15 protein-coding genes and 1 pseudogene are annotated in these 13,079 nt (G+C 45.7%); 5 read left to right on the top strand and 11 right to left on the bottom strand.

Going from position 1 to position 13,079, the window contains the following annotated elements; translation table 11 throughout:
- Positions 1-382: gamma-glutamyltransferase (locus ACQY6Q_RS15480; RefSeq protein WP_427982746.1), on the top strand; the 382-nt coding region annotated here is incomplete at its 5' end.
- 64 nt (positions 383-446) lie between these two features.
- Here the strand turns inward: ACQY6Q_RS15480 and nqrM are convergent.
- From nqrM to ACQY6Q_RS15535, 11 genes are all read right to left on the bottom strand, one after another.
- Complete coding sequence (gene nqrM / locus ACQY6Q_RS15485) at positions 447-683, bottom strand: (Na+)-NQR maturation NqrM (RefSeq protein ID WP_427982749.1); 237 nt, start codon at positions 681-683, stop codon at positions 447-449.
- A gap of 21 nt (positions 684-704) precedes the next feature.
- Positions 705-1,721 (bottom strand): FAD:protein FMN transferase, encoded by a 1,017-nt coding sequence (locus ACQY6Q_RS15490; RefSeq protein ID WP_427982751.1) that lies wholly within the window; start codon positions 1,719-1,721, stop codon positions 705-707.
- A gap of 12 nt (positions 1,722-1,733) precedes the next feature.
- Positions 1,734-2,957 (bottom strand): NADH:ubiquinone reductase (Na(+)-transporting) subunit F, encoded by a 1,224-nt coding sequence (nqrF, locus tag ACQY6Q_RS15495; RefSeq protein ID WP_427982753.1) that lies wholly within the window; start codon positions 2,955-2,957, stop codon positions 1,734-1,736.
- A 31-nt stretch (positions 2,958-2,988) separates the two neighbouring features.
- Positions 2,989-3,597, bottom strand: coding sequence for an NADH:ubiquinone reductase (Na(+)-transporting) subunit E (gene nqrE / locus ACQY6Q_RS15500; RefSeq protein ID WP_055732515.1), 609 nt, complete (start codon positions 3,595-3,597; stop codon positions 2,989-2,991).
- Between the two features lie 4 nt (positions 3,598-3,601).
- Positions 3,602-4,234: an NADH:ubiquinone reductase (Na(+)-transporting) subunit D gene (locus tag ACQY6Q_RS15505; RefSeq protein WP_427982757.1), complete on the bottom strand. Its 633-nt coding sequence runs from the start codon at positions 4,232-4,234 to the stop codon at positions 3,602-3,604.
- Positions 4,227-5,012, bottom strand: a complete 786-nt coding sequence (locus tag ACQY6Q_RS15510; protein ID WP_427982759.1) for a Na(+)-translocating NADH-quinone reductase subunit C — start codon at positions 5,010-5,012, stop codon at positions 4,227-4,229. Before ACQY6Q_RS15510 ends, ACQY6Q_RS15505 begins: the two co-directional genes overlap by 8 nt.
- Positions 5,002-6,216 (bottom strand): NADH:ubiquinone reductase (Na(+)-transporting) subunit B, encoded by a 1,215-nt coding sequence (locus ACQY6Q_RS15515; RefSeq protein ID WP_427982762.1) that lies wholly within the window; start codon positions 6,214-6,216, stop codon positions 5,002-5,004. The genes ACQY6Q_RS15510 and ACQY6Q_RS15515 overlap by 11 nt, the downstream gene beginning before the upstream one ends.
- 2 nt (positions 6,217-6,218) lie before the next feature.
- Positions 6,219-7,559, bottom strand: a complete 1,341-nt coding sequence (locus tag ACQY6Q_RS15520) for a Na(+)-translocating NADH-quinone reductase subunit A (protein ID WP_427982763.1) — start codon at positions 7,557-7,559, stop codon at positions 6,219-6,221.
- 297 nt (positions 7,560-7,856) lie between these two features.
- A complete protein-coding gene (locus ACQY6Q_RS15525) occupies positions 7,857-8,927 on the bottom strand; it encodes a TRAP transporter substrate-binding protein (RefSeq protein ID WP_427982764.1) in 1,071 nt (356 codons plus the stop codon).
- A gap of 41 nt (positions 8,928-8,968) precedes the next feature.
- Complete coding sequence (locus ACQY6Q_RS15530) at positions 8,969-9,274, bottom strand: BolA family protein (protein WP_427982765.1); 306 nt, start codon at positions 9,272-9,274, stop codon at positions 8,969-8,971.
- Between the two features lie 22 nt (positions 9,275-9,296).
- Positions 9,297-9,887 carry an alpha-ketoglutarate-dependent dioxygenase AlkB family protein gene (locus ACQY6Q_RS15535; RefSeq protein ID WP_427982766.1) on the bottom strand — a complete coding sequence of 197 codons (591 nt, stop codon included), beginning with the start codon at positions 9,885-9,887 and terminating at the stop codon, positions 9,297-9,299.
- 93 nt (positions 9,888-9,980) lie between these two features.
- Between ACQY6Q_RS15535 and ACQY6Q_RS15540 the strand changes: the two genes are divergently transcribed.
- The 4 genes and pseudogenes from ACQY6Q_RS15540 to ACQY6Q_RS15555 form a co-directional block, all read left to right on the top strand.
- Positions 9,981-11,120, top strand: a complete 1,140-nt coding sequence (locus ACQY6Q_RS15540; protein WP_427982767.1) for a methyltransferase — start codon at positions 9,981-9,983, stop codon at positions 11,118-11,120.
- Positions 11,121-11,142: 22 nt separating this feature from the next.
- The gene (locus ACQY6Q_RS15545; RefSeq protein ID WP_427982770.1) at positions 11,143-11,724 is read left to right on the top strand and encodes a YajG family lipoprotein; all 582 of its coding nucleotides are present in this window, start codon (positions 11,143-11,145) and stop codon (positions 11,722-11,724) included.
- Positions 11,721-12,299: a peptidylprolyl isomerase gene (locus ACQY6Q_RS15550; RefSeq protein WP_427982772.1), complete on the top strand. Its 579-nt coding sequence runs from the start codon at positions 11,721-11,723 to the stop codon at positions 12,297-12,299. The genes ACQY6Q_RS15545 and ACQY6Q_RS15550 overlap by 4 nt, the downstream gene beginning before the upstream one ends.
- A gap of 157 nt (positions 12,300-12,456) precedes the next feature.
- Positions 12,457-13,079 (top strand): annotated as a pseudogene (locus tag ACQY6Q_RS15555) (AmpG family muropeptide MFS transporter); the annotation flags it as partial.

A 13,079-nucleotide genomic window follows, 5' to 3' on the forward strand; every position in this document is an offset into this window, starting at 1 on the left:
CAACCGAGTAGCAGCCGGAAAACGGCCCCGCTCGTCAATGTCACCCACCATTGTGCTAGAAAACCAGCAACCGATTATTGCCATAGGCTCGCCCGGTGGTAGTAGTATTATTGGTTACGTTGCGCAAGCGCTAATTAACCACCTCAGCTGGAATATGAGCTTGCAGCAAGCCGTAGAACAAGCTCACTTAAATAATCGCTTCGGCACCTATGAACTGGAAGCCGATAGCAGCGCCTTGCAAATGCAAGCTGCTTTAAAGGCCATGGGCTATCAGACCAAAGTGAAACAGATGACCTCTGGACTACAAGGCATTCGAATTTATCCAGATAGGCTAATAGGGGCAGCAGATCCACGCCGCGAGGGAATAGCGAAAGGTGATTAAGGGATAAATTCACCCAGCAGTAATCAATAAGGCCACTACTGTGGCCTTATTTAAACTCACTTGCTTAGATGATTCGATGCTCATCTAACATTGCCTGACGGGCTTTTTGCTTTTCTTCGAGCAACGCCATTTTAGCTTTACGCTTATCGCAAGGCTCAGGGCAATCACAGACCTTTTCAATACCTAGTGAAGCAATCCCACCACAGCTACCGCTAATGGTTTTCTTTTGAAAAATATAACCCACCGCCATTGCTGCAATAACTACGAGGAAAAAGACAAAGCTGACAACAAAATAAGCCATTACAGACTCCTTAACTATTAGTTATTGGACAACGAAGGGTTCAAAAGCGGCACTAATATGCTCAACAAACTGCTCACCCTGCTTTTCAATAATATACACTGCTAGCTGCTGTTTTTCAGCAAAAGCCATAGCCGCTTCTACTCCCATCACAGTAAATGCGGTAGCGTAAGCGTCGGCCATCATACTGGTATCGGTAATCACGGTAACAGAAACAATGTGGTTGGCTATAGGCATGCCAGTGCTAGCATCAATAGTATGCGAATAACGAATACCATCTTGTTCGAAATAATTACGATAATCTCCGGAGGTAGCTATGCCTCTGTCCCCTGGAGTAATAATCTTTTGCACCGCGCGCTGTTGTGCTAAGGGTTTTTCCACCGCAATCCGCCAAGCGCTAGCGTTGTCATTATGCCCTTTTAAGCGCAGCTCTCCGCCAATGTCTACCATGTAGTTAGCAAAGCCCTGTTGTTCCAACAAAGCGGCTACTCGGTCCACTCCATGGCCCTTGGCTATTGCCGACAAATCAATATACAGCTCGGGAATATCCTTGTTTAGTTCATCACCTTGCAAATGCAAATTGTGATAACCCACTTTGGCACGAGTCGCAGCTAATAGCTGTGGGTCTGGACGCTTTTCAACTCGCCCATCTGGACCAAAGCCCCACAAGTTAACCAGCGGTCCTACGGTAATATCAAAAGCGCCGTTGCTATCCTCAGAGAGCTGTAAAGCGGCTTCGATAACCTGTTTAAGGTGAGGCGATAACTTAAACGCTTGAGCTTTTCGATACTGATTAAAACGCGATAGCTCAGAGTCGGGAATGTAAGTCGACATTTCCTGATTAACTTGTCGTAACAAGTGATCAATATCGGCTTGAAGTGCTTCACCATCAGGCAACTTAGCCTGCGGCTCAACTAACTTAATTTGATAATAAGTGCCCATGGTTCGCCCTTCAATTTGCAGGGTATACAAATCGTTTTGCTCACTACAGCCACTAACAAAAAAGGCTAGCCCCAACAGGGCTAGCCAATAATACTTCACTAAACTCACTGCTTAGCCACCAAAGTCATCGAGAAGAATGTTTTCGTCTTCCACGCCTAAATCTTTAAGCATGTTAATTACCGCTGCATTCATCACCGGTGGACCACACATGTAGTACTCACAGTCTTCTGGAGCATCATGATCTTTGAGATAGTTTTCATAAAGTACGTTATGAATAAAGCCAGTTTTGCCTTCCCAGTCATCGCCTGGCTGTGGATCAGAAAGCGCAACGTGCCATTCAAAGTTATCGTTTTCTCTCGCTAGCATGTCGAAATCTTCTTCATAGAAAATCTCACGACGTGAGCGGGCACCATACCAGAAGCTAATCTTACGCTTAGACTGCAAACGCTTAAGCTGGTCAAAGATGTGTGAACGCATTGGCGCCATACCTGCACCACCACCAATGAAGACCATTTCAGCATCAGTGTCTTTGGCAAAAAACTCACCAAAGGGACCAGAAATAGTAACCTTGTCACCCGCTTTTAGGTTAAAGATGAACGAAGACATCTTTCCGCAAGGTAGGCTCATGTTATTGGGTGGCGGCGTAGCGATACGCACGTTCAACATGATAATACCTTCTTCTTCTGGGTAGTTAGCCATTGAATAAGCACGTACCGTTTCTTCGTCCACTTTAGACTCTAAATTAAAGAAGCCAAAGTGTTCCCAGTCACCGCGATACTGCTCTTCAATATCAAAGTCAGAATACTTAACGTGGTGGGCTGGCGCTTCAATTTGAATATAACCACCCGCACGGAAAGGCACCGACTCACCATCTGGAATTTGTAATTTAAGCTCTTTAATAAAGGTGGCTTTGTTATCGTTAGAGATAACCGTACATTCCCATTTTTTAACACCAAAGATTTCTTCGGGTAAAGTAATCTTCATATCCTGCTTAACGTTAACTTGGCAGGCTAGGCGTAAGCCATCGGCGGCATCACGCTTACTAATATGGTCCAACTCAGTGGGAAGAATATCGCCGCCGCCTTCAAGTACGTGTACGTGGCACTGTCCACATGAACCGCCACCACCACAGGCAGAAGAAACAAAGATGCCTGAGCTACCTAATACACCCAGCAATTTACTACCGGCCTGAGTGGTAATCGCTTTACTAGGATCGTCATTAATTAAAATTTGAATATCACCAGAACTGACCAGCTTAGACTTAGCAAACAAAATAACTGTTACTAAAGCCAAGACGATCAAGGTAAACATGGTTACGCCGAGAATAATTTCCATCGACTAATTTTCCTTGTAGTTATTGGCCGTCTTAAAGCTGAACGCCAGAGAACGACATAAACGCCATTGCCATTAGACCCACAGTGATAAAGGTAATACCTAAACCACGTAAACCATCAGGCACATCAGAGTACTTCATCTTTTCACGAATACCAGCTAGAGCAACAATGGCTAACATCCAGCCAATACCGCTACCTAAGCCGTATACTAAAGACTCACCTAGGTTATATTCACGTTGCACCATGAAGGATACGCCACCAAAAATGGCACAGTTCACGGTAATCAACGGTAAGAAAATACCCAAGGCCTGATAAAGGGCTGGAAAGTATTTGTCCAACACCATTTCAAGTATCTGAACTAAAGCGGCAATCACACCAATAAAGGTAATAAAGCCTAGAAAGCTTAAGTCAGCATCAGGTAGACCAGCCCACTCTAAGGCACCAGGCGCAAGCAAGTTAAAATAAATAATTTGGTTAACCGGAACCGAAATACCTAATACCACGGTAACCGCAACGCCCAAACCAAATGCGGTTTTCACCTTCTTAGAAACGGCTAGGAAAGTACACATCCCTAGCAAGAAGGCCAAAGCCATATTTTCAATGAAAATAGAGCGAACTAAGAGACTAATATAATGTTCCACTCGATTACTCCTTCGGCTCTACTTGTTCAGGGTAAATAGTACGTAAACCCCAAATCAATAAGCCAATGATGAAGAATGCAGACGCGGGTAATAACAACAAGCCATTGGGTTGATACCAACCGCCGTTGTTAATCAGTGGCATAATCTCGATACCAAACAAAGAACCCGAGCCAAACAGCTCACGCACAGTGCCAACCGACATTAAAATTGCACCATAACCCAAACCATTACCAATGCCGTCTAAAAACGACTTCATTGGAGGTTCTTTCATAGCAAAGGCTTCTGCACGCCCCATTACGATACAGTTGGTAATAATCAGACCAACAAATACCGAGAGTTGTTTAGAGATATCGTAAACCACCGCCTTGAGGATTTGGTCTACCACAATTACCAACGAAGCGATAATTGCCATCTGCACGATAATCCGCACACTACTTGGAATGTGGTTACGAATCATCGAAATAAACAAGTTAGAGAATGCCGTTACCATCATCACGGCTAGCGTCATTACAAAGGCTGTTTCCAGTTTACTGGTCACTGCCAAAGCAGAACAAACGCCTAATACCTGCAGAGCAATTGGGTTATTACCTAATATCGGCCCGAACAGTACCTTTTTCGTTTCTTTAGCATCAGCCATTGTTTAAGCCTCCCTGTTGCAACTTGGCCAGGAACTTACCAAAGCCTTTATCACTTAACCAAAATTTAAAAGTGTGATCGACACCGTTACTGGTTAAGGTTGCCCCCGATAAACCATCTACTTTATGTGGGGAACCTTCAGGCGCAGAACCTTTAATGATGTTGATAGCCACATCGCCATTTTCATCGTAGAGTTTTTTACCTTCAAACTTCGCTTGCCAAAGTGGGTTGGCCACTTCGCCACCCAATCCGGGAGTTTCCCCTTGGTCGTAGTATACGATGGCGTCAACAGTATTACCGTCAGGTTGCACCGCTAAAAAAGCATACATGGTTGACCACAGACCGCGGCCATGCACAGGTAAAATCACGCGTTCTATTTCACCTTGGTCATTTTTTACCAAATACACACTAGCTAGGTTAGAGCGGCGAACAATACCTGCAATATCTTCTTCACCCGATAAACGAATACTGGTATCAGGATCCTTTGCGGCTTTACGCTGTTCAAAGGTAGCCGGATTAACTTTGTCATCACTAACAAACTCACCGGTTTCTATGTCTACTACTTTTGGCTCAATCACCTCTGCGTAAACTTTCGCTACATCACGGCCGGCTAAATCCACACCCGACACCGCTAAAATATTCTTTTGTTTATCTTCAACGGCGTTCTGTTGCTGCATGCCTCGCAAACCAACTGCAGCCAGCGATACAACAATCGAACACACTAAACTTACGCCAACAACAACCTTTATGGTTTTGGCTAAGGAATCATTACTGGCCATCGCGAGCAAGCCTCCGTTTGATATTGGCTTGAACTACAAAGTAGTCAAAAATCGGGGCGAATAAGTTAGCGAAAAGAATGGCTAACATCATGCCCTCTGGGAATGCAGGGTTTACCACGCGGATTAACACTACCATCACGCCAATAAGAGCGCCGTACCACCATTTACCTTTATCGGTAAACGAAGCTGATACAGGGTCAGTTGCCATGAAGAACATGCCCAAGGCAAAGCCACCCAATACAAAGTGCCAATGTGGTGGTAATTGGAACATCATGTTGCTGTCAGAACCGATTAGGTTTAACAACAAACTGGTGGCTATCATACCTAACATCACGCCTGCGACAATCCGCCAAGAAGCCACATTGGTAATAATCAAGAACAAACCACCTAGCGCCAATAGGAAGGCTGAGGTTTCACCGCTTGACCCCTGAATAAAGCCAAAGAAGGCATTCATCCAAGTAATTCCTTGTGCAGCTAAGCCTTCAACACCTTGAGCCGCCACTACACTTAGTGGGGTTGCTCCCGAGAAGCCATCTACCGCAGTCCATACTGCATCACCAGAAATAGCGGTTGGGTACGCGAAGAACAAAAACGCACGCCCCGCTAAAGCCGGGTTTAAGAAGTTTTTACCCGTTCCACCAAATACTTCTTTCGCCACCACCACACCAAAGGAGATACCTAGAGCCACTTGCCATAAAGGCATGGTCGCCGGTAACGTTAGCGCGAATAGGATGGAGGTAGCAAAGAAGCCTTCGTTGACTTCATGGCCACGAACCGAAGCAAATAACACTTCCCAAAAACCACCCACCACAAACGCGGTCAGGTAGATAGGCAGAAAGAACACCGCGCCATAAAGCAAGGATGCGAACCATCCGGCGTCAGCCCCTAGAGGAACGCCCAATAGACTCAATAAGGCACCATGCCAGTCATCGGGTAAACTACCAGTGCCAGACATAATCGCTTCATTAGCCTGAATACCCGTGTTATACATGCCAAAAAACATCGCTGGCATTAAGGCTAGCCAAACGAAAATAATGATACGTTTTAAATCAATCGCATCACGAACATGGGTGTTCTTTTTAGTGACAAGGCCTGGGGTATAAAGAAATGTAGCCGTCGCTTCATATAAAGCAAACCACTTTTCGTGTTTACCGCCAGGTAGAAATTGCGGTTCAATTTTTTCAATAAAATGCTTAAGACTCATGCTTAACCTTCCTTCTCAATCTTGGTCAAGCAATCACGCAGCACGCTACCGTACTCGTATTTGCCGGGACACACAAAGGTACATAGCGCCAAATCTTCTTCATCTAACTCTAAGCAACCCAATTGTTGGGCACTGTCAGTGTCATTGGCCAATAAATCGCGAAGTAACAGAGTGGGTAAAATATCTAAAGGCATCACTCGCTCATATTGACCAATTGGCACCATGGCACGAGCACTACCACCTGTGGTCGTAGTGAATGAGAACAATTTGCTCTTGTTCAAGCCAGAGATGAATACCTTAGCTAGAGAGAATTTTTTACTGCCGGGAACAGCCCAACCCATAAATTCTTTTTCGTAGCCTTCTTCCACCGCTGCCACTTGCATGTGATAACGACCTAAATAAGCATGAGGACCAGTTGCATGAGTACCCATCAGCACCGTACCCGAAATCACTCGGTGCTCTCCGTCAATCAATTCCCCTTCAATCAATTGATTGATGTCGGCACCCAATTCGGTACGTAATAGGCGCGGTTCTTTAACCACTGGGCCAGCCAGAGAAATAATCCGCTGATTGTAAAGTTTACCGGTGGCAAACAGATGACCGAAGGCAATAACGTCCTGATAAGAAATAGACCACAGAGTACGTTGCGCACTGGCCGGCTTAAGGGTATGAATATGAGTACCGGCTAGGCCCGCCGGATGAGGTCCAGCAAAAACATGCTCTTCAACACGGGCCGCATCCGACTTGGGTAAGTCATTATTTGCTTTACAAACAAACACTTCACCACTGGTTAAACGCGACAAAACTCGCAAACCGGTCAGGTAAGCAGCTTGGTTTTGGTCGATAACCACTTTAGGATCGGCTGCTAATGGATTGGTGTCGATGGCAGTAACAAAGATAGCGGAGGGTTCTGAATCTATCGCAGGTACTTTGCTATAAGGACGCGTTCTAAACGCAACCCACTGACCAGAATTAACTAACCGGTCTACGATTTGGGCGCGCTCTGCTTTATCGATCTCAGCGTCGCTTAACTTACCAAAATCAATGCTGTCGCCATCTTGCTTTTCAATCACTACCGATTGCAAGACACGCTGGGCACCACGGTTAATTTCCTGAATAACACCGGCACAAGGTGCGGTAAACACAACGCCGAGATTCTTTTTGTCTTCGAACAACGCCTGACCTTGACTTACCACATCACCAACTCGAACTTTCATTGTAGGGCGCATGCCTACATAATCTTCGCCAAGTACTGCAACTTTGGTAACAATAGACGCGTCTACTATTTGTTGTTTGGGACTGCCCTTAATCGGCAAGTCCAATCCTTTATTTATTGTAATCATACTCTCTTACACATGTGTTGGGTCGGAAGACGAGCGATGATCTCTGTGTAACTTTTGCACTCAAAAATAATTAGTTCGGCTAACAAGTCATAGACAATTAGCTAACAAGACACAGAAATCGCGATTATTCTAGCACCAAATAAACCCATTTCACCAAAGAAAAAGGCCAAAAATGTAGCCTACGCAGCCAAAGTGTTAGCAAAATGTTAATACTTAGACGAAACTACTTTTTAGCCCACCAAACCTTAACCAAGCCCGATGGAAAACTTTTCTAAACAAAAAATCAACATAATCAGATTATTCTAAGGTTGTGGGATGCAACTCCACCTGATTATACTTATTAACACCAAATTGAAACCGTTGGTAACTAGTGAGAACCCTTTCAAAGAAGGGATCCTGCTGAGCCAAATCTGAGATAACTTCCGCACTAAGTTGTTTAAGTTTGTCTAGCACAGGGGGAGGGAAAGCCAATACTTCCACTCCATGTTCATTAGCCAGTACATTTAATGCTTCTACATTGTAGACGACATACTCATTAAGCGTTTCTTGATTCACCACTTCAGTAGCATTTTCTACAATTCTTTGTAAATCAGCAGGTAACGCTCTAAATGCTTGCTCATTAACAATAAATTCTAAATTAGTACTGGGCTCATGCCAGCCTGGATAATAATAGTAGGAAGCCACTCGGTGAAAACCAAACACCAAATCATTATAGGGACCGACCCACTCCACCGCATCCAGCTCTCCTGATTGCAGGGCGGTAAAAAGTTGTCCTGCGGACTGGGTACTGGTTTGGGCTCCCAACTTGGTCAACACATCGCCCCCCAAACCGGGAAAACGGATCTTTAGCTGCTTAAAACTATCGATAGTGGTGATTTTCTTATTAAACCAGCCGCCCATTTGAGCGTCGGTATTACCGCCCGGAAAAGGGATAACATGGTAAGGCGCATAAAGTTCTCTCCATAGCTCTAACCCTCCACCAAGATATAACCAGGCATTCAGCTCTTTAGCTCGCATACCAAAAGGGATGGCAGTAAAAAACACCGCCGCAGGCAACTGTTTTTGCCAGTAGTAGGAAGCACTGTGGCCCATTTCTACTTCGCCCTCAGACACCACCTTAAACACATCCATGGCCGAGTGTAACTCATCGGCGCCATACACCTTAATGGTTAAGCGTCCGCCACTCATGGCTTGCACTTCTTCTGCAAAACGCTCTGGGGTTGAACCTAAACCAGGTAAGTCTTTGGGCCATGAGGTTACCAAAGTCCAAGTAAACTCTGGTTTACTCGCTGCCGACTCGTTAAATATCGAGCCATAACAGGATGTTAGCAAACAAGCTAACAAGCTAACTTTTATATATAAGCGCATTAAACAATCCTTATTTGATGCGTATCTATGATTAAGTTTGCTTAGTGGCCTCCACGGCATTGTGGAGAGCTAGGAACAGCTTGCAACTGCGCCCACTGGCTGGGAGTATAGGTATGCATCGCCAAAGCATGAACATCGGCTTTCAGCTCATCGGCTAAGGCCTGATTGACCGCCCGATGGCATTGCAACAAGCGTTTTCCTTCAAATGCCTCACTCACTATAGTCACTTTAAAATGACTTTCTGAGCCCTCTGGCACATTATGCATATGGCTTTCATTTTCTACCGCTAAGTACTGTGGCGCAAAGGCCTGTTGTAACTTCTCTCTGATGATGGTTTCTACACGCATGCTAGCATCCTGCATTGCTTTATTAACTTAAATTCATTGTATAACGAAACGTTAAATTAATCCTTGGACGTTTTACTTTCAGCATCTTAGGTAAACTGTGCTGCCATTGCTGCTGCGAAAGCTGATTCATTAGCAGCATATCGCCGTTTTCCAAAAGATATTCCCTGCGCTCATTATTCAGCTTATGGCGGAATAAAAAACGTCGCGCTTCGCCCAAACTCAGCGATGCAATTACCGGTACCGAGCCCAATTGCTTCTCATTGTCGCTGTGCCAGCCCATATAATCTGCGCCATCTCGATAGTAGTTGAGCAGTACGCTGTTAAACGGCTGTTGAACTCGCTGCTCTAAGGCTTGCTTTAACGCTAACAGATAGTCTGGCCAAGGGCTTGGCTCACGCCAGCGCCCAGAGTAACGGTAAGCGCAGTCTTCATCACCTACCCACAATGACAAGCGAGGCTCTAAACAACGTTTACCAAATACTTGAATATGGTGTTGCTGCCATGGCAACTCGTTTTGTAAGCGCTGAAACAACTGTGTCGCCTCACCGGCATTTAACCAAGCTCGATAAACTAACAATTGCTGGTTAATATCACTGTGTGTTGCCGGTTCCACTGCTGCCTATTCCTCGTCACTGTAGCTTTAGTTTAGGCGTCAACTTAGATACACTGCTGCCACTATTCAAGGCCTGCGTTAAACAAACCCATAATGAGTCAACATTTGCAGCTAAACTCACACTCACTAAACTTATCACGTTATCCTCAAGAGCATAGCCAAGATTTACGCGCTTGGAGCGCTGCCGATGAGTTGTTGCTTGATTATGCCAATCAGCAAGACGCCATCGTGCATCACATTCTCATTATTAATGATGAGTTTGGTGCTTTGGCCTGTGGCGTGTTAGCCATGCCGCAATTTGCCCACAGCCAAATTACTTGGCTTAGTGACTCCTTTGTGGCACAGCAAGCGCTAAAACAAAACCTAGCGGCCAATCAACTCGACCCACAGCGGCTTAATATTGTATCAAGTACTTCCGAACTACCTGCGGCTGAGCTGATTTTAATGCGCTTAGCCAAAAGCCTAAATTACTTGGAATATCAGCTAATAAGCCTACAAAGTATATTAAACGAAAGTAGTAAATTTGCCTGTGGAGCGATGTTAAAAAGCTTACCCAAGTCGGTGTTTAGCTTATTTGAACAACATCTCGGTAATGTCACCACTTCGTTAGCAAAGAAAAAAGCCCGTTTATTGTTTGGCCATTACCAGCACAAGCACAGCACTATGCCCTACCCTAAATGCTGGCAGATTGCCGAATACCAGTGGCAACTCAAAGACCACGCCAACGTATTTTGCTTTGGCAAATTCGATATTGGTACGCGCTTTATGTTGCAGCATCTTCCTGCCCAAAATGTCGAAACGGTGATCGACCTTGGCTGCGGCAACGGCCTGTTAGGCTTACGCGCTTTAGAGCTTTATCCCAATGCGCAAGTTCAGTTTTGTGATGAGTCGGCCATGGCTCTAGCATCGGCACAAAATAACGTCAGTTTAAACCATCCAGAACAGCTGGCTCGCTGCAGCTTTAGCCAAGACAATGGGCTGCAACATCAAGAGAGTGATAGCGCCGATCTAATCCTATGCAATCCACCTTTTCATCAGCAAAACACCATTTCCAGCCATATCGCCCAGCAAATGTTTCGTGACGCTAAGCGCTGCTTACGCTCGGGCGGGCAGTTATTGGTCGTGGCCAACCGCCACCTTGGCTATCACCCCTTATTAAAAAGCTTATTTGGGGGTTATAAGTTGCTGGCCAGCAATAGTAAATTTGTTATTCTGAGCAGTACTAAGCGTTAATCCGACAATATAGGTGATCCCATTGCAAAAGCCGTCTTTATTAACCGCCCTCACATTGGGGATGACTCTCCTACTAGGAGCTTGTAGTAGCCAACCACAACAGGTACAACTTAATCCTCAGGTAGAACTCAACACTACGCAGCAGGTAAATAGTATCATCGCCATACGCTCGCAAGATCTACGCAGCAACCGCTTTTTAATCAGCATTCATCAACAGGATCAAGAACAGGCTGAGCTTATTGCCAGTGCCAATAACTTACGCCAAAGCATTGAACAGCAGTTAAGCCAAGCTTGGCAGCAACAAGGTTTAGGCGTGGTTGCCGATGCCCCACAACGCATCACCATTGATATTCTTGAGCTAGCCAGCCGGGTAGACGAAAGCAGCGTTAAATATCAAGCCAGCAGTACCATACGCATTAGCGTTACTGTAGATACCCCCAGTCAAACCTTAGCTAAGCAATTTCGCTCAAACCATAGCCACGAAGGGGCATTCTCAGTCAATGTGAATAAACAGGCTGAGGTCATGAGTAAACAACTGTCACAACTACTGAGTGAAATTGCCAGCGACCCTCAATTATTAGCAGTATTGGAGAACCAACAATGAATTTGAGTATCTTACGCAAAGGACTTATCACCGCCGCTGTGGCCTTGTTAAGCCTAAATGTGAGTGCAGAAACCGTCCGCTTTATTACCAACCAAGGTAGTTTTGAAATGCAGCTCAAGCCTGAAGCAGCACCTAAAACGGTGGCTAACTTCCTACGTTACGTTGAGGATGGTAGCTACAAAGGAACCTTGTTTCATCGCACCATTCCCGGCTTCATGGCTCAAGGTGGTGGTTACTCCATCAATTACGAACAAGTCGCTACCTACAAACCAGTAGAAAACGAATCTAAAAATGGCCTAAGCAATACCCGCGGTAGCGTAGCCATGGCCAGAACCAACGATCCGCATAGTGCCACTCGCCAGTTTTTCATTAACGTTATCGACAACGGCTATCTCGATGGCAGCCCCAATAAATTTGGTTATACCGTATTTGCCGAAATCAGTGCCGGCATGGATGTGGTAGACAAAATCGTTAATAAACCCACTAAAAGCGGTCCGATTCCCGGCATGCGTAATGTGCCCATGGAAAAAGTCATTATCGAAGACGTAGTACTTGTAGACCAAGCACAACCTTAGCCTTTCGCCCCGCCACCGAGCATACTATGAAAACAGCGCTAAATCCTTGGCTCGCACAACGCTCCCAAGGAAAAAGTCATCATCGAAGACGGGCTACTGCTGGAGCCGGCACAGCCTTCAGCCTTGGCCGATCATCGCCCCCATCACCGGGATCACTATGAAAACAGCGCTAAACTGGTCCCAAACGCTACGCTCTTATCTTGATAAACGCTTACTTTGGGTATTTATGCTGGGTTGCGCCAGTGGTTTTCCGTGGGTGCTGATAGGCTCAAACATGTCGGGTTGGCTCACCGATGCGGGCTTATCTCGCTCGGCCATTGGCTTTTTTGGCTCGGTATTCACGGTTTACGCGATTAACTTTATGTGGGCGCCATTGGTAGATAGGGTTAAGCTGCCACTACTGCATACTTGGTTGGGGCAACGCCGCAGCTGGATATTTTTCTGCCAAAGCATAGTATTAGTCTGCACCTTTGGCATCGCCCAGTTCGACCCCGCTAAAAGCCTGATGTTTACCTCACTATTAGCCCTGTGCATTGCCACCGCCTCTTCCACTCAAGATATAGCCATCGATGCTTACCGTATCGACAGTTTCTCTACTAGTGATCCGCACCGACTGCCCCAAGCGTCGGCTATGGCCGTCATCGGTTGGTGGACCGGCTACTCGCTCCCCGGCTACTTAGCTTTCATCAATGCCGATGAAATTGGCTGGAACGGGGTGTATTTAGGCATGTGTATCATCGTAGCGCTATTAATGCTATTTACCGTATTAGTTAAAGAGCC

The sequence above is a fragment of the Agarivorans sp. genome (assembly GCF_050295395.1).
Classification (GTDB): Bacteria; Pseudomonadota; Gammaproteobacteria; order Enterobacterales; family Celerinatantimonadaceae; genus Agarivorans.

Coding starts and splice junctions, on each gene's coding strand:
- ACQY6Q_RS15520 (WP_427982763.1), bottom strand. CDS start 7,559: ATGATTACAATAAATAAAGGATTGGACTTGCCGATTAAGGGCAGTCCC.
- ACQY6Q_RS15525 (WP_427982764.1), bottom strand. CDS start 8,927: ATGCGCTTATATATAAAAGTTAGCTTGTTAGCTTGTTTGCTAACATCC.
- nqrF (WP_427982753.1), bottom strand. CDS start 2,957: ATGGAAATTATTCTCGGCGTAACCATGTTTACCTTGATCGTCTTGGCT.
- ACQY6Q_RS15540 (WP_427982767.1), top strand. CDS start 9,981: ATGAGTCAACATTTGCAGCTAAACTCACACTCACTAAACTTATCACGT.
- ACQY6Q_RS15530 (WP_427982765.1), bottom strand. CDS start 9,274: ATGCGTGTAGAAACCATCATCAGAGAGAAGTTACAACAGGCCTTTGCG.
- ACQY6Q_RS15515 (WP_427982762.1), bottom strand. CDS start 6,216: ATGAGTCTTAAGCATTTTATTGAAAAAATTGAACCGCAATTTCTACCT.
- ACQY6Q_RS15550 (WP_427982772.1), top strand. CDS start 11,721: ATGAATTTGAGTATCTTACGCAAAGGACTTATCACCGCCGCTGTGGCC.
- ACQY6Q_RS15505 (WP_427982757.1), bottom strand. CDS start 4,234: ATGGCTGATGCTAAAGAAACGAAAAAGGTACTGTTCGGGCCGATATTA.
- nqrM (WP_427982749.1), bottom strand. CDS start 683: ATGGCTTATTTTGTTGTCAGCTTTGTCTTTTTCCTCGTAGTTATTGCA.
- ACQY6Q_RS15510 (WP_427982759.1), bottom strand. CDS start 5,012: ATGGCCAGTAATGATTCCTTAGCCAAAACCATAAAGGTTGTTGTTGGC.